The organism is uncultured Sulfitobacter sp. (genome assembly GCF_947500075.1).
Taxonomy (GTDB): domain Bacteria; phylum Pseudomonadota; class Alphaproteobacteria; order Rhodobacterales; family Rhodobacteraceae; genus Sulfitobacter.
In genome coordinates this window covers 154764-175903 of sequence record NZ_CANMQS010000003.1, presented here as the reverse complement: position 1 = coordinate 175903, position 21140 = coordinate 154764, and the positions used below count along the sequence as shown (strand labels likewise).

General features: G+C 61.8%; 17 protein-coding genes. 9 read left to right on the top strand and 8 right to left on the bottom strand.

The features are described 5' to 3' along the window. Positions 1-14: 14 nt before the first annotated feature. The 4 genes from Q1A91_RS10710 to Q1A91_RS10695 form a co-directional block, all read right to left on the bottom strand. Positions 15-779 carry a sulfite exporter TauE/SafE family protein gene (locus Q1A91_RS10710; RefSeq protein ID WP_299876593.1) on the bottom strand — a complete coding sequence of 255 codons (765 nt, stop codon included), beginning with the start codon at positions 777-779 and terminating at the stop codon, positions 15-17. After that, positions 772-1767: a phosphate acetyltransferase gene (pta, locus tag Q1A91_RS10705; protein ID WP_299876591.1), complete on the bottom strand. Its 996-nt coding sequence runs from the start codon at positions 1765-1767 to the stop codon at positions 772-774. The genes Q1A91_RS10710 and pta overlap by 8 nt, the downstream gene beginning before the upstream one ends. 20 nt (positions 1768-1787) lie before the next feature. Next, positions 1788-3569, bottom strand: a complete 1782-nt coding sequence (gene xsc / locus Q1A91_RS10700; protein ID WP_299876589.1) for a sulfoacetaldehyde acetyltransferase — start codon at positions 3567-3569, stop codon at positions 1788-1790. A 114-nt stretch (positions 3570-3683) separates the two neighbouring features. After that, on the bottom strand, positions 3684-5147 hold the full coding sequence (locus Q1A91_RS10695) for a PLP-dependent aminotransferase family protein (RefSeq protein ID WP_299876587.1): 1464 nt from the start codon (positions 5145-5147) through the stop codon (positions 3684-3686). Positions 5148-5403: 256 nt separating this feature from the next. On the opposite strand from Q1A91_RS10695, the gene Q1A91_RS10690 reads away from it, so the two are divergent. After that, complete coding sequence (locus tag Q1A91_RS10690; protein ID WP_299876585.1) at positions 5404-5772, top strand: BrnA antitoxin family protein; 369 nt, start codon at positions 5404-5406, stop codon at positions 5770-5772. A gap of 78 nt (positions 5773-5850) precedes the next feature. Beyond that, a complete protein-coding gene (locus Q1A91_RS10685) occupies positions 5851-6681 on the top strand; it encodes a GNAT family N-acetyltransferase (protein WP_299876583.1) in 831 nt (276 codons plus the stop codon). A 47-nt stretch (positions 6682-6728) separates the two neighbouring features. Here the strand turns inward: Q1A91_RS10685 and Q1A91_RS10680 are convergent, their stop codons facing one another. The 3 genes from Q1A91_RS10680 to Q1A91_RS10670 all read right to left on the bottom strand — a co-directional run bounded on the left by Q1A91_RS10680 (position 6729) and on the right by Q1A91_RS10670 (position 9258). After that, complete coding sequence (locus Q1A91_RS10680; protein WP_299876581.1) at positions 6729-6992, bottom strand: glycine zipper 2TM domain-containing protein; 264 nt, start codon at positions 6990-6992, stop codon at positions 6729-6731. 222 nt (positions 6993-7214) lie between these two features. Next, positions 7215-7724: a GNAT family N-acetyltransferase gene (locus Q1A91_RS10675; protein ID WP_299876579.1), complete on the bottom strand. Its 510-nt coding sequence runs from the start codon at positions 7722-7724 to the stop codon at positions 7215-7217. Positions 7725-7848: 124 nt separating this feature from the next. Continuing rightward, complete coding sequence (locus Q1A91_RS10670) at positions 7849-9258, bottom strand: aminotransferase class III-fold pyridoxal phosphate-dependent enzyme (RefSeq protein ID WP_299877727.1); 1410 nt, start codon at positions 9256-9258, stop codon at positions 7849-7851. 573 nt (positions 9259-9831) lie between these two features. On the opposite strand from Q1A91_RS10670, the gene Q1A91_RS10665 reads away from it, so the two are divergent. From Q1A91_RS10665 to Q1A91_RS10650, 4 genes are all read left to right on the top strand, one after another. Then, positions 9832-10833 (top strand): ABC transporter substrate-binding protein, encoded by a 1002-nt coding sequence (locus Q1A91_RS10665; protein ID WP_299876577.1) that lies wholly within the window; start codon positions 9832-9834, stop codon positions 10831-10833. A gap of 116 nt (positions 10834-10949) precedes the next feature. Further along, positions 10950-11756 (top strand): taurine ABC transporter ATP-binding protein, encoded by an 807-nt coding sequence (locus tag Q1A91_RS10660; RefSeq protein WP_299876575.1) that lies wholly within the window; start codon positions 10950-10952, stop codon positions 11754-11756. Continuing rightward, on the top strand, positions 11753-13018 hold the full coding sequence (locus tag Q1A91_RS10655) for an ABC transporter permease (protein WP_299876573.1): 1266 nt from the start codon (positions 11753-11755) through the stop codon (positions 13016-13018). The genes Q1A91_RS10660 and Q1A91_RS10655 overlap by 4 nt, the downstream gene beginning before the upstream one ends. A 155-nt stretch (positions 13019-13173) precedes the next feature. After that, the gene (locus Q1A91_RS10650; RefSeq protein ID WP_299876571.1) at positions 13174-13704 is read left to right on the top strand and encodes a MarR family transcriptional regulator; all 531 of its coding nucleotides are present in this window, start codon (positions 13174-13176) and stop codon (positions 13702-13704) included. Between the two features lie 7 nt (positions 13705-13711). On the opposite strand, the gene Q1A91_RS10645 is transcribed toward Q1A91_RS10650, so the two are convergent. Further along, positions 13712-15289, bottom strand: coding sequence for a gamma-glutamyltransferase (locus Q1A91_RS10645; RefSeq protein ID WP_299876569.1), 1578 nt, complete (start codon positions 15287-15289; stop codon positions 13712-13714). A 124-nt stretch (positions 15290-15413) separates the two neighbouring features. Between Q1A91_RS10645 and Q1A91_RS10640 the strand changes: the two genes are divergently transcribed. The 3 genes from Q1A91_RS10640 (at position 15414) to Q1A91_RS10630 (ending at position 21040) form a co-directional block, all read left to right on the top strand. Further along, on the top strand, positions 15414-16142 hold the full coding sequence (locus Q1A91_RS10640) for a hypothetical protein (RefSeq protein WP_299876567.1): 729 nt from the start codon (positions 15414-15416) through the stop codon (positions 16140-16142). Continuing rightward, complete coding sequence (locus Q1A91_RS10635) at positions 16030-17577, top strand: DNA polymerase Y family protein (RefSeq protein WP_299876565.1); 1548 nt, start codon at positions 16030-16032, stop codon at positions 17575-17577. Before Q1A91_RS10640 ends, Q1A91_RS10635 begins: the two co-directional genes overlap by 113 nt. Positions 17578-17728: 151 nt before the next feature. Further along, entirely contained in the window at positions 17729-21040 is a 3312-nt protein-coding gene (locus tag Q1A91_RS10630; RefSeq protein WP_299876563.1) for an error-prone DNA polymerase, read from the top strand. The last annotated feature ends 100 nt before the right edge of the window (positions 21041-21140 follow it).

Here is a 21140-nt window from a genome sequence, read left to right as displayed (position 1 = left end):
TTTGTTCGAAAAAGTCATCCCGCCAGCGCCAGACGCAGCAGGCCAAACGCGGCCAGACCGATCAGCAGACACAGACAAAATGGCCGATAATAAGGTTCCCATCGGGGGCTGAATGCCTGGGTGCCCAGCCAAACGCCGATTAACGTCACGGGGATCAAAAAGATCCCTCGTATCAATGCAGTCTGCGTCATAACGCCAAAGACTGCGAGATAAATCAGCGACCCGAAGGAGCCGACAAAGAGGTAAAGCACCAGCGTCCCGCGCATGGACCGTGCGGCGCCGTCCTGACTGAGCACGAAGAGCGCCACAACCATGCCGCCCACATGCGCAAGACCCGATGCGATGCCCGCCACAAATCCCGACACCAGCGTGCCCAACCGCGTGTGCAAACCCGGGATGCGCAGACGCACCAGTTGCAAGACGGCGAGGGCGAGGATGATCACAAGCGCGGTAAGGCTGGATGAGGACGTCGGCAATGCCGTGGTCAGCGCCAGCCCCACGGGCCAGCCGGTCCAGTTGCCTGCCACCAGCAATGCGGTTGTGCCCCGGTCCGCGTCCCGCCAGCCGCCGCGCGCCATCACCAGGCTGGCGGCCATTTCCTGAAACCACAGCATCGGGATCAGCTCGACGGGGGGCACCACGGTGGCAGCTGTCGCCATCACGAGCGCCGATTGCGCAAACCCCGCGAAGCCCCGCACGATCGCGGCGCAGAACATGACGAAGGTCAGCACCAAAGCCTGCGCGGGCGTGAAAGCGAGCATCTGCCATAGATCAGCCATCTCCGGCCTGAAGCACAGTGACAGCGATCATGTTCGTGACATCCTGCGCGGTGCAGCCGCGCGACAGATCGTTGGCTGGTTTGGCAAGGCCTTGCAGAACAGGGCCAATCGCGTCACAGCCGCCGATGCGCTGCGCGATCTTGTAGCCGATGTTGCCTGCATCAAGGTTGGGAAAGATCATCACATTGGCATGGCCTGCGACGGTTGAACCCGACGCCTTGGAAGCCCCGACAGAGGGCACGAAAGCGGCATCGAACTGCAATTCGCCATCCGCATCAAGGGTCGGATGGTTGGCTTTCAGCAGCGCAACCGCATCGCTCACCTTTGTGACCGCAGCATGTTTGGCGCTGCCCATGGTGGAGAACGACAGCATCGCAACCTTGGCCGCGTCCCCTGTCAGCTGCGTGTAGGATGCCGCCGATGCGACAGCGATGGCGGCCAGTTCATCCGCGTCGGGATCAATGACCAGACCGCAGTCGCCAAACACCATGGCGCTGCGGCCGGAGGGGTGATCCGCGGGCAGCGCCATCAGAAAAAAGCTGGAGACAATCGGTGCGTCCTTGGCTTTGCCAATCACCTGCAGCGCGGCGCGCACGGTGTCGGACGTGGTGGCCACTGCACCGCCCACAGTGCCATCGGCATGGCCCTGCCGGACCATCATGGCGGCAAAGACAAGCGGGTTCAGCACGGCGGAGGCGGCACCCTCAACGCTCATGCCCTTGTGCTTGCGCAAGTCATAGAACGCGTCGGCAAACGCTGCGGTCAAGGCAGAGGAGGCGGGGTCCTGAATTGAAATCCGGGGGGTCTCTGCGGCACCGGCTTCAACCAGTTGCGCAGTGACGTCGGCATGGGGGCCGACAAGCGTGACTTGGGCAAACCCTGCTGTCACGGCGTCGAGAGCGCCGGCCACGATCCTGGGATCGTGGCCTTCGCTCATCACGATATGGGCAGGCCGGGCCGCTGCGCGGGTGCGTAACTCTTGCAGCATGATCGGCCTGCTCCTCTTACTTAGGCTGTTATCTGCTCGCGCATGTCGTCGCGGTTGATGCCAGCCACAGAGACGGGCTTTTTCATCGCGTCGCGACGGAAAGGTTCACCCAACTCTTGGTTCAGCACCACTTCGATGAAGGTGGTCACGCCATCATTCATCTGCTCTTTGACGGCAGTGTCGAGTGCGGCTGTCAGCTCTTCCATGCCCATGCACTGCACACCTTTCAGGCCGCAGCCCTTGGCGATTTCCGCATAGTTCACCCCTTCGTTCAATTCGGTACCGACAAAGTTGTCTTCGAACCACAGCGTGGTGTTCCGCTTCTCAGCGCCCCACTGGTAGTTGCGGAAGATGATCATGGTGATCGCAGGCCAGTCACCCCGGCCACAGGCTGTCATCTCGTTCATGGAGATGCCGAAGGCGCCGTCACCGGCAAAGCCAACCACAGGCACATCGGGGCAACCGATCTTGGCACCGAGGATCGCAGGCAGGCCGTAACCGCAGGGACCAAAGAGACCCGGCGCGAGGTATTTGCGGCCCTTGTCGAATGACGGGTAGGCGTTGCCGATGGCGCAGTTGTTGCCGATGTCGGACGAAATGATCGCGTCCTTTGGCAGCGCGGACATGATTGCACGCCATGCCTGACGCGGCGCCATGTGATCGGGCTTGGCTTTGCGCGCCCGCTCGTTCCAGTCGATGCCCTCGTCCGTATCGTCCTCGTGATCCATGGAGGACAGCTCTTGCGCCCAGCGGGATTTCGTCAGCGCGATCAGGTCTTTACGCTCCTGACGGCCCTTGTCGCCAGCACCTGCGCCCAAGTTCTCAAGCAGCTGCTCTGCCACGCGCTTGGCATCGCCTTGAATGGCCACGTCAACTTTCTTGGTCAGGCCGATACGGTCGGAGTTGATGTCGACCTGAATGATCTTCGCATCTGTTGGCCAGTAGTTGATGCCATAGCCGGGCAGGGTCGAGAAGGGGTTCAGACGGTTGCCGAGAGCCAGAACAACGTCGGCTTTCTGGATGATCTCCATCGCGGCTTTGGAGCCGTTGTAGCCCAGCGGACCAACGCCCAGCGGATGGGAGCCGGGGAACGCATCGTTGTGCTGGTAGTTACATGCAACAGGCGCATCCAGCGCTTCGGCCAGCTTGGCGGAGGCGTCGATGGCGCCGGACAGAACCACGCCAGCACCGTTCAGGATGACGGGGAATTCCGCTTCAGACAGCAGCTTGGCTGCGCCTTTGACGGCCTGTTCACCCCCCTGCGGGCGCTCCAGCCGGATGATCTGCGGCAGCTCGATGTCGATGACCTGCGTCCAGTAGTCACGTGGGATGTTGATCTGTGCGGGCGCGGAGCCACGGTGCGCTTTTTCGATCACGCGGTTGAGGACTTCGGCCATGCGCGAAGGATCGCGGACCTCTTCCTGATAGCAGACCATGTCTTCGAACAGTTTCATCTGTTCGATTTCCTGGAAACCACCCTGACCGATGGTCTTGTTTGCCGCCTGCGGTGTGACCAGCAGCAGCGGGGTGTGGTTCCAGTACGCCGTCTTGATCGGCGTCACGAAGTTGGTGATGCCGGGACCGTTTTGCGCGATGGCCATGGACATCTTGCCTGTCGCACGGGTGTAGCCGTCCGCGATCATGCCGCCGGACGTCTCATGCGCGCAGTCCCAGAATTTGATCCCTGCCTGCGGGAACAAGTCAGAGATCGGCATCATGGCAGAACCGATGATCCCGAAGGCGTTGTCGATGCCGTGCATCTGCAGGACTTTTACAAAGGCCTCTTCGGTCGTCATTTTCATAGCAGGGTATCCTTGAATAGGTGAAGAATTTGCGAATCTAGCGTGCGTTGCGCGGAACCTAGGGGGTGAATTCGGGTAGGGTTAGGGCCAAAAGGGAAAACCGCTTAGTGCCAGTCATGCGGCAACCGCGAGTTCGTCGGCGATCAGGCCCACGCCGTCGGCGATGCGGCTGGTGGGAATGGAGGAATAGGCGAGGCGGTAGTAATTTGCGGCCCGCGCGTCATCGGCGAAGAACGCGCGGCCGGGTTCGATGAGCACGCCGCGGCTTTGCAAGCGGCGGGCCAGATCGTCGGTGTCCACGGACGCGGGCGCGCGCATCCAGAAGGACGAACCGCCGAAAGTGCCGCGTCCGGACACGGTCAGCGCGTGGTCCGCCAGCGCGGCCTCCATCACCTCGCGACGGTCCTGCAAGGCGGTGCCCATGCGGCGGATCAGGGCGTCATAATGGCCAAGGGACAGAAAATACGCCGCCGTGCGCTGGATGTGACCGGGCGGATGGCGCAGGACGGAGGCGCGCAGCGCGCGGGCCTCCCGAATGAAAGGTTCGGAGCCGACCAGATACCCCAACCGCAGGCCGGGGAAGAGCGATTTGGAGAAGCTGCCCACATAGATCACCCGCCCCTCTGCATCGAGAGACTTGAGCGCGGGCGAGGGCGATTTGAGGAACGACATCTCGAACTCGTAATCGTCTTCGACGATCAGCATATCCATCTCCCGCGCGCGGTCCAGCAGGGCGCGGCGGCGGTTCATGGGCATGGTGGCATTGGTCGGGCACTGATGGCTGGGCGTGGTGAAGACCACGTCGGTGCCGGGGGGGATCGCTTCGGGTGGCAGGCCGTCCGCGTCAACGCGCACAGGGGTTACGTGACACCGCGACTGCGAAAGAATGTCACGCAGCGCAGGATAGCAGGGGTCTTCCAAGGCGGCACTCCGGCGTTGGGTCAGCAGCACCTGCGTGGTCAGCCACAGCGCATTCTGCGCGCCCAGTGTGATCAGGATCTGCTCTGGCCGGGCGGAGATGCCACGGCGCGGCAGCGTGTGCCGCGCGATGAATTCCACCAGCTGCGGATCGTCCTGATCGAAGTAATCGGTGGTCAGCGCGGTAAAGTCCCGCTGCCCCAATGCCTGTAGCGCGCAAAGCCGCCAGTTGGCGTGATCAAAGAGCGTCTGATCTGCCTGACCATAGATAAACGGATAGCGAAAACGCGCCCAGTCATGCGGCTTGTGAAACGCCGCGCCGCCACTGAAGCGCTGCCCGATGGCGCGGTTCCAATCGACACAATCCTGTTCCTCATGCGCGGGGGTAAAGCTGGGCGGCGCGGGTGCATTTTCGGAGACGTAATAGCCCGAGCGGCCCTTGGAGATCAGGTAATCATTGGCCAGCAATTCGGTATAGGCGATGGTCACCGTGATCCGGCTGACGCCGAGGTGCATCGCGAGTTTGCGGGTGGAGGGAAGTTTCTCCCCCTGCTGGAACCGCCCGGACAGAATGCCCTGGGCAATCATCTGCTGGATCTGCTGTTGCAGGGTGCCCTGCGCCTCCGGATGGAGGAAGAAGGTTTCGACAGGAAGGGCCATCCCTACTCCATATACTGGACTTAGGTGGATATCAAACTGGATTTATAGAATGCTGAAATGGCGATTTCCAACAAGATTAACATGCCCGAGATTCGGCAAGATGTAAACAAAAATGAGACCGCCGGTATCAAAAATGCGCAGTTTCCCAAAACCGAAATGGCACAGCCTGTACACACCCTGTACACCGCACGGTGCCATTTCAGGATGTTAACCCCTTTGGAGCACTCTTAACGTTCTCGCAATAAAGGAGGCTGAGATGCGCCAGAAAGAGGCTCAGACCCGTATGATGGTCGAACTGGAACGGCTGCAACAGGAAATTGAAGACAAGTGGATCGATCAAAGTCTGCCGGAAGGGTGGCAGGGGTTGGACTATGACGACCCGGTCAGACCGGCAACCACACGCGTGACCCTGCGGCTGGATGCCGATCTGGTGAAATGGTTCAGGAAAATGGGGCCGGGGTATTCCACCCGGATCAACAAGGTGCTGCGGGTCTATTATCATGCGCTGCTGGCGGGCCAGATCCATGGCTATCCGAATGACAACCCGTTGCCCCGGATCCGCATCGAGGCTCTGGACCTGATCGAACGGATTGAGCAACGCCGCCGTGACCGCGAAGGCGGGTAAGCGCGGCCTTGCCTTGAACGGGCCGGTTTGAAACACAGGCAGGTGCGCGCAGTTCCAGCGGCACATAAGGAGACGCCGATGTTTGAAATCACCACTGCACAGGAGGCCACAAACGCCGCTTTGTCCTCCGCCATGGCCGATGCGTTTTCGGATTATGCCATCCCGATGCAACTGGATGAGGCGACGTTTGCCTTCATGATGCAGCAGCGGGGGCTGGACAGGGCAGCCTCCCGCATTGCCGTGATTGACGGGGAGATCGCAGCGATCTGGCTGGTGTCGATCCGGGACACTTTTGGCTATCTGATTTCAAGCGGCACACGGCCACCGTTTCGGTCCCGTGGGATGGCGCGGGCCATGGCGGTATCCTGTCTGGAGGGCCTGCGGGCGCAGGGGGTGACCGGGTTTCAGACCGAGGTCCTGCGCACAAACGAGACAGCAGCGGGGTTGTACCGGTCGCTGGGCATGACGGTTGCACGGGAACTGGATTGTTACGTGTTGAGCGATGCTGTGGAGGCGGGCGCGGCAGCGGTGGAGGGTGTGCCGTGGTCCCGCATTGCGGCGCAGGTGCCTGCGCTGCGCGATTGGCGGCCCTCCTGGCAGAACGATGATCCGTCGCTCGCGGCGATTGCCGAGGATGTGCTGTGTCTGGCGTTCTTTGATGACGCGGGATTGGCGGGCTATGGCGCTGCGAACCCGGCAACGGCGACGTTCTATCAGGTGGCGGTGCGCAAGGATCTGCGGCGGCAGGGCGTGGGGCGGGCGCTGTTGAGCGGGATGCAGTCAGAACTGTCGGGCAGGCCATTGCGGTTCATCAACATCGCGCAGGAGGATGCCGGGTTTCGGGCGTTCATGCGCGCCTGTGGTGCGCAGGACATCGCAGGACAACATGAGCTTGCCATGGAGCTGTAACGGAAAAGGCCCCCGTCCGGGGGCCTTTCCATCTTGTCATGTCCCGATCAGGGGCAGGCGGCGCGATAGCGCTGTCCAGCTGAATTCTGATAGATACACTGGCCGGACTGCGTGCGCCCGAGGTAGTTGCCCGCAGCGGCACCCGCGGCCCCGCCGATCAGGGCTCCTGCAACGCGGTCGTCGCCACCCGACACAGCGGCACCGGCAGCAGCACCCAGAGCGGCACCGGTCAGTGCGCTCTGATTTGGGCCGCCTTCAGTGCAGGCGGCAAGGGCGGCAATCAGTGGAACGGCAATCAATAGCTTTTTCATAGTGGTCTTCCCTTCTTGTCTTGGGTGAAAACGTCGGAGCCTGTGGTTTGTTCCGATGGTTTTCAGCCGTAGGCGGCCCTTTGCCGATGGCAGTGGGCGTGAAGTGTCATGTTCGGGCAAGACGGGAACAGGGGACGCGCAATCGGACCAAGTGTCAAGGTGCGGGGGCGTTTGTGTGAGGGGGGCGCTTTGCGTGGAAGTGCGGGCGGTGGATGCGGAAGCTCAGCGCAACGCAAGCCGATAGACGTTGTTCAGGTAGCCTTTGTCGTCAATGCGAAAGTCTGTTTCGCCCACGTGCTCAAATCCCTTTGCAAGATAGAACGCAATTGCGGGATCGTTTTCTGCGTTCGTTGTGAGCCAGACAGAAGCAGCCCCAGCTTCACGGCAATGGTCAATCGCCGCAGACAGGAGGCGTTTCCCAATGCCCTTTCCATGATGGCGGGGCTGTACGTAGAACGTGGCAATCTCCATATCAGAACAGCCATCAACGGGCGCGGGGCTTTTGGCGGAAACCTGGATGAAGCCATCGATCCCCTCAGCGTTTTCTGAGACCATTATGAACTGGTCGGGGTCGGCAATGGTGGTTGCGGTCTTCTCGGCTGTGAACGCTTGCAGGGCATACTCTGCGAAGAATGCGGTGACGCCCTTCTTGAGGTATGTGCCGATCCACACTTCGATAGATATGGCCGCGATGCTTGATGCGTCCGAGAGATGTGCTGCGCGCAGTACCATGTCTGTTCGGATGCCAGTTTTTCCAGATCAGCGAAAGCGGTTTTCTTCTGTTGGATCGTGCGGACAACGAAAAAGGGCGGACCCGCAGGCCCGCCCCTTTTTGTCATTGGTTTGTGTCGGCGTGTTAACCGAACACACGCCCCAGTGCCCCGTCCACCGCCGCGACGATCTGATTGATGTCGTCTTTGGTGGCGATCAGCGCGGGCGAGAAGCACAGCGTGTTGTTCTTGCCGGGTACGGAGCGGTTGGTGGCCCCGATGATCACGCCCTGGCTCATGCAGTCGGCAACGACCTGACCGACGATTTTCTCGTGGACCGGTTCCTTGGTCGCGCGGTCTGTCACCAGTTCGGCACCCAGGAACAGGCCCTTGCCCCGGACCTGCCCGATGACGGCGTGTTTGTCCTGAAGGGCGGCCAGCTGGTCGAGCATGTAGTCGCCCATGGCGACGGTGTTTGCCAGCAGGTCTTCTTCCTCGATGATGCGCATGTTTTCGATCGCGGCCGCCGGCCCTGCCGTGCAACCCCCGAAGGTGGAGATGTCACGGAAGTAGTTCAGGTGGTCGGAGGCGTCGTCCTTGAACATGTCGAAGACCTTTTCGGTCGTCACACAGCAGGAGATCGCCGCATAGCCGGAGGCGACGCCTTTGGCCATGGTCACGATGTCGGGCTGGATGCCGTAGTGCTGGTAGCCGAACCACGTGCCGGTGCGCCCCACGCCGCAGACGACTTCGTCGATGTGCAGCAGGATGTCGTACTGATCGCAAATCTCGCGGATGCGCTCCCAATAGCCCGTCGGCGGGGTGATGACGCCGCCGCCTGCCGTCACCGGCTCAAGGCAGAGCGATCCGATGGTGTCGGGGCCTTCGCGCAGGATCACTTCCTCGATCTGGTTGGCGGCCCAGACGCCGTAGTTTTCGTCCGGCGCGCCGTCCTGCTCGTGCTTGCGGTACTCAAGGCAATGGGGGACGCGCACGAAGCCTTCGGGGAAGGGGCCGTATTGCACGTTGCGCTCATCCTGGCCACCTGCTGCCATGGTGGCGATGGTGCCGCCGTGGTAATCGCGGTCGCGGTAGAGGACCTTGTTCTTCTTGCCGCCGTAGCGCTTGTGCGCGATCTGGCGGACCATCTTGAAGCCCTTCTCGTTCGCTTCAGATCCGGAGGAAGCATAATAGACGCGGGACATCCCGGGCATCTTGTCGATCAGCATCTCGGAGAAGATCGAACCGGGGATGGAGCCTGCGGTGCCGCCGAAAAAGTTCAGCTTGACCAATTGGTCGCGCACAGCGTTGGCGATGCGTTCGCGGCCGTAGCCCACGTTAACGGTCCAGACGCCACCGGCGACGGCGTCGATGTGTTCCTTGCCCTTCTGGTCCCAGACACGCAGGCCCTTGCCTTCGACGATGATGCGGGGATCGACCTGGGCGTCCTTGTCATCGTTCATGTATTGCTTGTGCTGGCTCAGGTGGTGCCAGACGTGCGCGCGGTCTGCTTCGACAACGCGGGAGAGATCGTTTTCATTGAAATTGCCGTCCATCATGTCAGACCTTTCGTCGCTGCGTGTTGAGTGAAATCGAGGTGCTTTTTATACCGTTATCGCCAACATCTGCTGGTAATTCGCAGAATCAAGTAGGGCCAGAGCTTGATCATCGGTAGCGCCAGAATCAAGACCTCTTGCCGCGCATCCCGACTTTATGCGGTCGTCTGTGGGACTCATGATGCCACAAAAAGCGGCATTTGTGCGCAACATCGCGCCAAAGCCACGGCACAGGGCACCCAAAGCCGATCACCCGATCCGCCATTGGCCCACCGGCGGCAGACGAACAACAGCGGCTTTTTGCCAAACTGGACTCACGGGCGCAGCCAAATTGGACGTTTATTCTTTGCAGGCTTGGCCCTCACTTTGCGCCACTGCGCAGCGCTGTGACCGATTTCAATTTCGTGAAACAGAGTTGTACAAACACCGTTGAAATAAGCTGCAAAATGGCCGCTTGAGGCCTTCTGACGCATCTGCCAGTCTACGGTGGTACGAATGACCGACAACAAGTGTCGGCGGAGTATCTTAATACCGGGCCGCAGGTCCGGCATAATGATCAACAGGGAGAATGTTATGATCAAGAAAACAGCAACAGGTTTTGTCGCCGGTGTCGTTATGGCGATGTCCAGCCAAGCTGCAATGGCTGACGGCCATGGTGAAATCACCGTTGGTTACTTCCTCGAATGGCCCATGCCATTCTTGGCCGCTAAAGCCTCCGGTGCCTACGACGAAGCGCTGGGCATGAAAGTGAACTGGGTGTCCTTCGAGACCGGCACAGCAATGTCCGCCGCGATGGCATCCGGCGACGTGCAGATTTCCGTCTCTCAGGGTGTGCCCCCCTTCGTTGTGGCGGCATCCGGTGGTCAGGACATCCAGGTCGTTGACGTGGCCGTGTCCTATTCCGAGAACGACAACTGCGTTGTGAAAGCAGATCTGGAGATCGACAAGAGCTCCGCAGGCGAACTGGCCGGCAAGAAAGTGGCCGTGCCACTGGGCACAGCCGCGCACTACGGCTTCCTGCGTCAGATGGACCACTTCGGCGTGGACGTCGCATCCTTGCAGATCGTTGACATGGCGCCACCAGAAGGTGCGGCGGCCCTGTCTCAGGGTGCGGTTGACTTTGCCTGCGGTTGGGGCGGTGGCCTTGCGCGTATGAAAGAATACGGCAACATCCTTCTGACCGGTGCTGAAAAGCAGGAACTGGGCATTCTGGTGTTTGACGTGACATCCGCGCCTGCGGCCTTCATCGCAGAGAACGGCGACACGATGGCGAAGTTCGTCAAGGTGACGGCGGACGCAAACGCGGAGTGGGCAGCCAACCAGAGCGATGAGATGCTCGCGGTGATCGCACAGGAATCCGGCATGGACGTTGACGCGACCAAAGCGTCCATCTCCACCTTCGAATTCCCCACCATCGAAGAGCAGCTGTCTTCCGCATGGTTCGGCGGCAACGCAGCACCCTTCATGAAGGGCGTGGCGGACGTGTTCGTGGAATCCGGTTCCATCGACAGCGCGCTGGACAGCTATGAAGGCACTGTGAACACAGGCCCACTGGAAGCTGCCAAAGGCATGTAAACCATTACGGCGGCGCGGCTGTTACAGGCCGCGCCGTTTGTGCCCTCGGGTTTCAAGATCACAGAGGCGGGGATAACCCGGCCCAGTTTCTCCTGACAGGGAGAGGAAGTAGCCAAATGACCGGACTTTCCATTGACAATCTATCCATGCGTTTTGACCTGCCCGATGGGGGGCATGTTCAGGCGTTGCAGGATGTTTCGCTTGACCTGAAGGCGGGCGAATTGCTGAGCGTGCTGGGCCCGTCGGGCTGCGGCAAGACGACACTTTTGAACATCGTGGCAGGCTTTCTGGCCCCCACGGGCGGCGTGATGACACTGAACGGACACCAGATCACCGGACCCGATGCCGAACGCGGCATGGTGTTCCAGCAAGGTGCGCTGTTTGAGTGGATGTCCGTGCGTGAGAATGTGGGCTTTGGCCCTTCGATGAAGGGCATGCCCAAGAACGACAAGGCAGAGATCGTGGATCATCTGCTGGATGTTGTGGGCTTGCAGGACTTCAAGGAAAAGGCCGTCTACGAATTGTCCGGCGGGATGCAGCAGCGTGTGGCACTGGCCCGCTGTCTGGCCAATGACCCGGATGTTATTCTGATGGACGAACCGCTGGGCGCGCTGGACGCGCTGACGCGCGAGAAGATGCAGAGCCTTGTGCTGAAGCTGTGGAAAGAGACGGGCAAGACGATCATTCTGATCACCCACTCCGTTGAAGAGGCGTTGCTGTTGGGGGAGCGTCTGATCGTGATGGCGCCGCGACCGGGACGCATACACAAGGAGTACCGGCTGCCGTTTGCAGAACTGGGCGTGAACGCGGATCTGCGTGAAGTGAAAAAGCACGAGGATTTCGGGCCCAAGCGTGAAGAGATCCTGAACATGATCTGGGACATGGAAGAAGAGATTATGGGCACCAAGGAGGACGCGGCATGATCCCTCTTTTGATGTACATCCTGATCTTCGTTGCGGCGTTCTTTATCGTGACCAAGGTGGTACGGGGCGCAGGCATTTCTGATTACACGTCCCTTAAGACGGTGACGTTTGGGGATGAAAGCGCGGTACGGCCCAACCGGGCTGCTGGTATCATCTCCATTCTGACGATCTTTTTGATGTGGGGTGTCTTTACCGGGTCCACGCTGCTGCCGGGGTTCCTGCATGCACCGGGACCGTTCAAGGGCGACACGACCTTTACCTATACTGCGCAGGCAGATGGGGCGACGGATGACGCGACCGTGTCGATTGTCGTCTTCCCCCGCGAAGAGCCGACCGAAGCGCCGGAAGTTGATCCCGGCGATGGGTTTGCCAAGAACGATTCAGTTGCGATTGCCCAGTGGCGCAGCGGTCTGGTGCGCGTTGATGGCAACGATGACATCAAGAAGTCCGAAGGTGCGCAGGTGATTGCGATCAACGGGCAGCGCATTGCACCCGGTGAGACTGTTTCGGTTGAGAACGGAACGGTGACATTGTCGGACAAGGGCACGCCGAACTTTGCGCCGACACGCGGGTGGCAGATGGAGCCGCTGTATCTGCCCGCGCCGGAAGAGGTTTTCACCCGGACCCTTCAGATTGCAAGTGAGGGTTTCCGCAACTTCACGCTGCTGGAGCATTTGGGGTTCTCCCTGTTCCGGGTTGTGCTGGGTTTCCTTCTGGGCGCTCTGGTGGGGATCCCGCTGGGCTATGCCATGGGGCTGAGCGATTGGTTCCGCGGCTGGTTTGATCCCATCGTGGAGTTCATGCGCCCGGTGCCACCGCTGGCCCTGATCCCGCTGGTGATCATCTGGGCGGGTATTGGCGAGGCAGGCAAGATCATCCTGCTGTTCCTTGCGGCCCTGTGGATCATGGCGATTGCGGCCAGGTCGGGTGTGTCGGGGGTCAAGATCTCCAAGGTGCACGCGGCCTATTCGCTGGGTGCCAGCAAGTGGCAGATCATGCGTCACGTCATTGTACCCAACTCCCTGCCGGAGATTTTCACCGGTGCGCGGGTTGCGATGGGTGTGTGCTGGGGCACGGTTGTGGCTGCTGAACTGGTGGCGGCGGAGCAGGGGGCGGGCATGATGATCATGACGGCCTCCAAGTTCCAGAACACCGATATCGTGATCATGGGTATCATCCTGATCGGCGTCATCGGCTTTGGCATCGACATGCTGATGCGCTGGGCGGAGCGGATTCTGGTGCCCTGGAAGGGCAAAGGCTGACGGCAGCCGCAGGCCGATACGGATTGGAAAAGCGCTGGCTCTGTCCGGCGCTTTTTTTTGGCTTTTGCGCAGCCGGATTGCCGCGCGTGCAGGGGGGATCGAAAACTATGGATGTCATAAACTGAAACGGGTATTCTTCGCGTAAAGGTATTTTGATGACGAATGAGAAGATAGACATGATCGACGCGGCGCCGGTGACGTCCAGGCATCCTGAAGTGACGTCCATCGAAGATGTGATCACATTTCGGTTGCAGCGGCTGGTGAGTATTAATGAGCGTGCCGGCCATCAATGGTCCGAGCGGATGTTTGATGTCAGCCTGAACGAGTGGCGGCTGTTGGCGCTGATCGTGGCGCGCGCGCCCACCCGCGCCGGTGACATGTCGGACGCGCTGTTGATGGACAAATCGCAGCTGAGCCGGGTCATCAAATCGCTGCTGAAGAAAGCCCTTATCCGCAACATGACGGACCCGAACGACGGACGCGCCATTGCTTTGCAGCCGACCTCCAAGGGCATTGCCCTGCATGAGAAGATGATGGTTGAGGTACTGCGCAGCAACGAACGGGTTCTTGCCCCGCTCGACCCCAAGGAGGTCGAGGCGCTGACCACGATCCTCGACAAGCTGCTGGACCATACGCAAGAACTGCTGAGCGCCCGGCTTGAGCGCGAAAGACGCGGACTGGCGTAGGCCGTTTCTACCTTTCGGCAGCGACAGCGTCGGCCCAGGGCGTCATGATTTCTGTTGCACCCGCATTGATCCCGGCCAGCCGCGACACGGCGGAGGGGCAGGCGAAATGCAGCGGGAAGATCGTGCGCGGCGCAGGGATCACCGGATGCGGCAAGGCGGCCTCCAGCGCGGAGAGCACCTCCGGCGCGAGGCTGTCGTCGGCGATGGTTTGCTCCGCCAGGCTCATGTCCAGACGCGGGGTGTGCAGGGCGGTGTCCAGATCCATGCCATAATCCAGCACCATGGAGATCAACTGCGCCACGGACGGCATGATCTTGCGCCCACCCGAGGCACCAAGTGCAAACACCGCCCCATCGCTGCGCTCCACCACGGTGGGGCACATGTTCGCCAGACAGCGTTTGTCAGGCCCCAGAGAGTTCGGCTTGCCGGGTTCGGGATCGAACCACATGATGCCGTTGTTCATCAAGATGCCACTGCCCGGCAGCATCAGGCGGGAGCCGAAGATCGACAGCAGGGTTTGGGTGACAGCCACCATGGTGCCCTCGGCATCGACCACGCTGAAGTGGCTGGTGCAACTGGGGTCTGGCTCGTTCTCAATGTCGCCCATGGTCTCATACCGTTCGATATTGGCCTGCCGGATCGCGGCGTCATAGGCGGCATAGGCGGTCGCATCGGGGGTGGTGCCACGTGGGTGCCAATTGGCCGCCATCAGATCCAGCGCACGGGCAAGGGTGGGCCCTGCGGTCAGCGTGGGTGTGCCCAGCACGGTATGGCCGCGGTAGGCATCTGCGGAGGCATCCACCAGCGTGGCACGGTAGGTGGAGAGGTCTTCCAGCCTGTGCCGCCCACCTGCGGCGCGCAGATCAGCGATGATGCTGTCGGCCAGCGGGCCGGTGTAGAACCCCGGCGCGCCTTGGGCCGCGACAACGCGCAGGGAGGCGGCCAGGCGGCTGAGGCCGCAACGGGTTTCGCCCAAGGCGGTCCAGCCGGAGGATTTGGGAAAGCCCGCATCGTCAAGGAAGGTTTCTCGCGAGGCGTCAAAGGGATGTAGATCGCGGGCGGAGCCGCCGATGATCAGCTGTGCAAACCAATCCACGGGGAGGCCATCATCGGCCAATGAGATGGCTGGCGCTAGCAGATCAGCCCAGGGTTTGGTGGCAAAGGTCTTATGCGCAAGCGCCATGCCTGCGACCTGTCCGGGGATGGCCACGGCGGTGGCGCCGAACACGTTGCGATCGTCCTGCACGGCGGGCCATGGGAAGAGGTCATTCGCCTTGCCACCGACGATTGGATAATCCTCCGTGCGCAGCCCTTTGGGCGCGCGCATGCCGAATTCGACCACTTTCGCAGGCCCATTTGCGGGGCGCACCACCATGTAGCCGCCGCCGCCCATGCCGCTCATCCATGGCTCAGCCGCCCCCAGAGCGAATGACGTGGCAATCGCGGCATCCACCGCATTGCCGCCCTCCGCCATGATCTTCGCCCCGACGGTGGCTGCCACACGGGACTGGCTGGCGACGATGCCATGGCGGCTGGTGACGGCGGGTTTGGTGATCTGCCACGAGGCGTTTTGCTGGCGTGTCATGGGGGGCTCCTGTTGTTGGGGCCATCCAAGCCTGTTGCCACGGGTTTTGCAAATCATTGCAGGAAGGGGGTCGATTCTGGTGCTCTTTTCAAATAGAACAAAAAGTGAACAAATGGAGAGATGCATGAATGCCGATTCGCCAATCGGACAGGTGATATCCCTGTCTGCCAAACGTCTGGTTCAGGATGTGCCCGCGCCGCAGCACGGCGATGCGGTGCTGCGCGACGTGTTGTCGGGCGGGCCATTCGATGCGGCGGTGACGGGATTTGTGCTGGCCTGTTTGCCCGAAGGGGACAAGCCCGTGCTCTGGGTCAGCGACCGTATGTCGCGGCGGGAGAACGGGCGTTTGTATGGCGCGGCTTTGGGGCATTTCGGCTTTGCTGGCAAGGTCTTGCGGGTGGAGGTGAGCAACCCGCGCGATGTGCTTTGGGCGATGGAAGAGGGCGCGGCCTGTGCCGGGTTGGCAGCGGTGGTGGGGGAGATCCACGGCGCGCCGGAGGTGTTGAGCTTTACCGCGACCAAGCGGCTGGCGCTGCGCGCGGAGGCGGCGAAAGTGCCGGTGTGGCTTATTCGGTCGGGGGACCATGGGGCGTTGTCAGCCGCCCGCGAACGCTGGCGGTTAAGCTCTCTGCCGTCGCGCAGGCATCCCTACAATCCGGCCGCCCCCGGTCCGCCCCTGTGGGAGGCGGAATTGTTCCGCGCACGCGGGCGCAGCCCGGGTGTCTGGCAGGCGGCTTATGATGGAGCAGGTCAGCCCAAACGCAGCAAGGATCGTCTCCGCCTGCTTTCCCGATCTGGCGATGGACCGCTGGCGGCGGATCACCGCACAGCAGCGGACCTTGCCGGGGGATGACGTGCCGGTGGTGCTGTCGGTGCAGGGCACCCATGGGCCGGTGATCCACGCGGTGAGTGCTGCGGCGCGCAAACGGGGAATCCTGACGGGGGCCCGCGTCGTGGATGTGCAGGCGATCCACCCCGATCTGCACGTGGAACCGGGGGAGCCTGCGCGCGAGGTGAAGCTGCTGGATCAGATCGCCCTCTGGGCGCGGCGGTGGTGCCCGTGGACGGTGCGCGATGGGGTGGATGGCATTGTGCTGGATATCAGCGGCGCGGCGCATCTGTTTGGTGGCGAAGCGGCGCTGTTGCGCGATATGGCCACGCGGTTTCGCATGCAGGGATTAGGCGCACGTCTGGCGGTGGCACCCACGCGCGGTGCGGCGCATATGCTGGCGCGGTATGGGCCTGCGGGGTGTATCTGCGGGCCAGAGGATATGGAGGTGGCGCTGGCTCCGTTGCCGGTGGCGGCACTGGGGGTCGAGGACAAGACCGTGCAGCTGTTGCAGCGCTTGGGGCTGAAGACGCTGGGCGCGCTGATGCAGGTGCCGCGCGTCGCGCTGATGCGGCGGTTTGACCGGGTGGCGGCAGAGTTGAACCCGCTGGTGTTGCTGGATCGGGCGCTGGGGCGCGAAGGGGCGCCGCTGGATGCGCCGCCTGAGCCCCCGCGCTGGCTGGCCCGCGCGCGGCTGGCAGAGCCGGTGATTGATCCGGTGCCGCATCTGGAAGGGTTGGCGCGGGATCTGTCGGGGCAATTGGCCAAGGCGGAACAGGGCGCGCGGCGGTTGCGGTTGACGATCTACCGGGTGGACGGGGAATGGCGGTCGCGCGATGTGGCGCTGGCGCAACCAAGCCGGGAGCCTGCGCATTTGCTGCGGTTGATGGAAGGCAAGCTGGAGGGGATTGATCCGGGGTTTGGCTTTGATTTGCTGACGCTGGAGGCTTTGGTGGCCGAGCCGCTGGCGCTGCATCAGGACCATCTGGACGGGGCGCGGGATGCCGGGCGCGATGTGGCGGCTTTGCTGGACCGGCTGACGGCGCGGTTGGGGCCTCAGAAGGTGACATGGTCGGCCTGGGTCGAGAGCCACCTGCCCGAACGGGTGGAGCGTCGGCAGCCTGCGTTGCGGGGCGAAGGTGAAGCGGTGCCGGTGCTGGTGCGGGAGCGGCCTTTGCGGTTGCTGGAACCTGCGGAGGAGGTGGCGGTTTTATATGCCGTGCCTGAAGGGCCACCTGCGCAGTTTCGCTGGCGGCGCGTGGCGTTTCGGATGGTGCGGCATGAGGGGCCCGAGCGGATCGCGCCCGAATGGTGGCGCGACAAGGCGGGCACAAGGTTGCGGGATTATTACAAGGTGGAGGTTGTCGATGGGCGGCGGTTCTGGCTGTTTCGCGAAGGGATTTTGGGCGACGGACGCGGCGGCGATCCGCGCTGGTTTGTGCACGGGATTTTTGCGTGAGCCGGTCGGCGCGCGCGTGCCGCGACGCCCCGCCCGCCCTCCCGTTTGCGTTTTAACGCCAGTGGTGTGTGGGGGGAGAGGGCAGCTCTGGGATACTTATGGCCAAAAAGAGGGGGGACCTGCGTTCATGGATCAGGTGTCGTCTGTGTAGATGCCGCAGCAGGAGGGGTTCAAGCGGCGCACGTTGGAGGGGGATGATCCGTTTCAGTGGCATCCGCCCAGTGCTTATGTGGAGCTGGGGCTGGCGAGTTGTTTTTCGTTTTTGCGCGCGGCGTCGGATGCGGTTGATCTGACGGCGACGGCCAATGTGCTGGGCTATGACGCGATGGGGGTGGCGGATCACAACACGCTGGCGGGTGTGGTGCGGGTGCATGTGGAAGCGGGCAAGGCCTGTGTGCGACCGGTGATCGGCGCGCGGTTGGTGTTGCTGTGCGGGACGCAGGTGCTGGCCTATCCGAGGGACAGGGAGGCCTATGCACGGCTGTCGGTATTGCTGAGCAAGGGCAAGATGGCGGATGTGGACGGGGGCTGGCAGGAGAAGGGGGAGACCCATCTGACGCTGGAGATGCTGGCGGCGCAGGCGGACGGGCTGGAGTTGATCGTGATGCCGCCCGCGCGGCTGGAGGTGTTTGAGGCGGGGTTGCCGAGGTTGGTGAAGGCGCTGCCGGGGATGCGGTATGTGGGGGCGGCGTATCTCTATCGCGGGGATGATGTGGCGCGGATCGCGCGGCTGGATGCGTTGGCACGGGCGCAGGGGTTGTCGATTTTGGCGACGAATGATGTGCTTTATCACGCGCCGGAGCGACGGCCCTTGCAGGATGTGATGACCTGTATTCGGGAGGGCTGCACCATTGAGAACGCGGGCTTTGCCTTGGAGGCGAATGCGGAGCGGTATCTGAAATCGCCGGCGGAGATGTGCCGCTTGTTCAGTGCGTGGCCGCATGCGATTGCGGCGACACGGGTGGTGGCAGATCGGTGTCGGTTTTCATTGGCGGATCTGAAGTATGAATATCCGCATGAGATCGAACCGGAGGGGCGCACGGCACAGGAGGAATTGGAGCGGCTGACCTGGGCGGGGGCGGCGTGGCGCTATCCGGATGGCGTGTCGGAGCGGATCAGGGGGATCATCGAGAAGGAATTTGCGCTCATTCGTTCCAAGAAGATCGCGCGGTATTTTCTGACGATCAACGACATCGTGCGGTTCGCGCGTCAGGACGCCAGCCCGCCCATCTTATGTCAGGGGCGGGGGTCGGCGGCGAATTCAGCGGTGTGTTTCTGTCTTGGGATCACCGCGGTGGATCCGGAAGAGCATGACGTGTTGTTTGAGCGGTTCTTATCCGAGGAACGGGATGAGCCACCGGATATCGACGTGGATTTCGAGCATGAGCGGCGCGAGGAAGTCATCCAGTACATGTATGAAAAATACGGCCGGGAGCGGGCCGGGCTCTGTGCAACGGTCATTCATTATCGGCCCCGGTCGGCCATCCGGGAGGTGGGCAAGGCGATGGGGCTGAGTGAGGATGTGACCTCGAAACTCGCCGGGACGGTTTGGGGCAGCTTTGAAGGGGAGATGAAGGAGAAGCGCGTCAGTGAAGCGGGGTTGGATTTGAGCGATCCTTATCTGCGGCGGGTGTTAAAATTGGCGCAGCAGATGACCGGGATGCCGCGTCATCTGAGCCAGCATGTGGGCGGGTTTATCCTGACGGAGCGGCCTTTGACGGAGATTGTGCCCATCGGCAATGGTGCCATGCCGGAGCGGTCGTTTATCGAGTGGGACAAGGACGACATCGACGCGCTGGGGATTTTCAAGGTGGATATTCTGGCGCTGGGGATGCTGACCTGTATCGCCAAGGGGTTTGACCTGATGCGGGCGCATTACGGGGCGGATTTTGATCTGGCAACGGTGCCTGCGGAGGATGCGGCGACCTATGACATGCTCTGTGCGGGGGATTCGCTGGGGGTGTTTCAGGTGGAAAGCCGTGCGCAGATGGCAATGTTGCCCAAGCTCAGGCCGCGCACGTTTTATGATCTGGTGATCGAAGTGGCGATTGTGCGGCCCGGACCCATTCAGGGGGACATGGTGCATCCGTTTTTGCGGCGGCGGCAGGGGATTGAGGGGGTCAGCTACCCGGCACCGGGGGCGGAACATCCGCAGGATGAGTTGCTCAAGATACTGGGGAGAACGCTGGGCGTGCCGATCTTTCAGGAGCAGGCGATGAAGATTGCCATTGATGCGGCGAAGTTTTCGCCTGCGGAGGCCAATGAGTTGCGCAAGGCGATGGCGACCTTTCGGTCCCGTGGGACGATCGAGACCTTGCAACAGAAGATGGTCGGGCGGATGACAGAGCGCGGCTATGACGCCGATTTTGCGCAACGGTGTTTTGATCAGATCAAGGGGTTCGGGGAATATGGTTTCCCTGAGAGCCATGCGGCGAGCTTTGCCAAGCTGGTCTATGTGTCGTCGTGGATGAAGTGTCATTACCCGGCGGTTTTTGCCTGCGCGCTGCTCAATTCCCAGCCCATGGGGTTCTATGCGCCTGCGCAGATTGTGCGGGATGCGCGCGAGCATGGGGTGGAGGTACGCGGGGTGGATGTGGATTTCTCCGATTGGGATTGCACCCTGGAGCCTTGCGGCGAAGGTTTCGCGCTGCGCCTTGGGTTCCGGCAGGTGGATGGGATGCGGGAGGATGCAGGACGGCGGATCATGGCAGCGCGGGATGCGCCGTTTGCCGATGTGGCGGATTTGAAGGTCCGTGCAAAGCTGGATCGTGGATCAGTGCGCAGGCTGGCGGCGGCGGATGCGATGCGGGGGATGGGGCTCGATCGGCGCGCCGCGCTCTGGCAGGCGCAGGGGCTGAAGGATGCGCCGGATCTGCCGATTTTTTCCTATGTGGCGGCGAAGGATGAGGGGGCGGAGCCTTTTGTTGCGCTTCCGGCCATGCCCAAGGCGGAACATGTGGTGGCGGATTATCAGACGCTGCGGTTGTCCCTGAAGGCGCATCCGATGTCGTTCTACCGGCAAAGTCTGCGGGGGCAGGGGTTTGATTGCACCGATGCGCTGCCGGGGATGCGGCATGGGCAGCGGGTGTCGCTGGCGGGGCTGGTGTTGGTGCGGCAGAAACCGGGGAGTGCCAAAGGCGTGTGTTTCATCACGCTGGAGGACGAGGTCGGGGTGGCCAATCTGGTGATCTGGCCTACGCTGTTTGAGCAGTTTCGGCCCATCATCATGTCGGCGCGCCTGTTGGTGGTGCATGGGCGCATCCAGAGCGATGGCAAGGTCATTCATGTGGTGGCGGACCGGTTGGAAAACCGGACGGACAGGCTCGATGCGCTGTCTCATGAGAGGGTGCCGGAGACCTATGCGCGCGGGGATGAGGTGAAACACCCTGTGCCGGGGCAGGTTGGCGGGCGCACACATCCGCGCGATGTGCGGGTGATCCCGAAGTCGCGGGATTTTCATTAGCGGGTGTCTGGCTGGGCTGTTAGGAAAAGGAGCGGGCAGAGCCCGCATTCGATTTTATTCTTATTGAGGCTCTGCCTCAAACTCCGGGATATTTAGGGAG

What these genes read in the sequence shown, in the direction of transcription:
- Q1A91_RS10675 (WP_299876579.1), bottom strand. Translation starts at nt 7,724, where the DNA reads ATGGTACTGCGCGCAGCACATCTCTCGGACGCATCAAGCATCGCGGCC.
- Q1A91_RS10635 (WP_299876565.1), top strand. Translation starts at nt 16,030, where the DNA reads ATGGAGCAGGTCAGCCCAAACGCAGCAAGGATCGTCTCCGCCTGCTTT.
- Q1A91_RS10710 (WP_299876593.1), bottom strand. Translation starts at nt 779, where the DNA reads ATGGCTGATCTATGGCAGATGCTCGCTTTCACGCCCGCGCAGGCTTTG.
- Q1A91_RS10695 (WP_299876587.1), bottom strand. Translation starts at nt 5,147, where the DNA reads ATGGCCCTTCCTGTCGAAACCTTCTTCCTCCATCCGGAGGCGCAGGGC.
- Q1A91_RS10650 (WP_299876571.1), top strand. Translation starts at nt 13,174, where the DNA reads ATGACGAATGAGAAGATAGACATGATCGACGCGGCGCCGGTGACGTCC.
- Q1A91_RS10665 (WP_299876577.1), top strand. Translation starts at nt 9,832, where the DNA reads ATGATCAAGAAAACAGCAACAGGTTTTGTCGCCGGTGTCGTTATGGCG.
- Q1A91_RS10655 (WP_299876573.1), top strand. Translation starts at nt 11,753, where the DNA reads ATGATCCCTCTTTTGATGTACATCCTGATCTTCGTTGCGGCGTTCTTT.
- Q1A91_RS10670 (WP_299877727.1), bottom strand. Translation starts at nt 9,258, where the DNA reads ATGGACGGCAATTTCAATGAAAACGATCTCTCCCGCGTTGTCGAAGCA.
- xsc (WP_299876589.1), bottom strand. Translation starts at nt 3,569, where the DNA reads ATGAAAATGACGACCGAAGAGGCCTTTGTAAAAGTCCTGCAGATGCAC.
- pta (WP_299876591.1), bottom strand. Translation starts at nt 1,767, where the DNA reads ATGCTGCAAGAGTTACGCACCCGCGCAGCGGCCCGGCCTGCCCATATC.
- Q1A91_RS10640 (WP_299876567.1), top strand. Translation starts at nt 15,414, where the DNA reads ATGAATGCCGATTCGCCAATCGGACAGGTGATATCCCTGTCTGCCAAA.
- Q1A91_RS10630 (WP_299876563.1), top strand. Translation starts at nt 17,729, where the DNA reads ATGCCGCAGCAGGAGGGGTTCAAGCGGCGCACGTTGGAGGGGGATGAT.
- Q1A91_RS10685 (WP_299876583.1), top strand. Translation starts at nt 5,851, where the DNA reads ATGTTTGAAATCACCACTGCACAGGAGGCCACAAACGCCGCTTTGTCC.
- Q1A91_RS10645 (WP_299876569.1), bottom strand. Translation starts at nt 15,289, where the DNA reads ATGACACGCCAGCAAAACGCCTCGTGGCAGATCACCAAACCCGCCGTC.
- Q1A91_RS10660 (WP_299876575.1), top strand. Translation starts at nt 10,950, where the DNA reads ATGACCGGACTTTCCATTGACAATCTATCCATGCGTTTTGACCTGCCC.
- Q1A91_RS10680 (WP_299876581.1), bottom strand. Translation starts at nt 6,992, where the DNA reads ATGAAAAAGCTATTGATTGCCGTTCCACTGATTGCCGCCCTTGCCGCC.
- Q1A91_RS10690 (WP_299876585.1), top strand. Translation starts at nt 5,404, where the DNA reads ATGCGCCAGAAAGAGGCTCAGACCCGTATGATGGTCGAACTGGAACGG.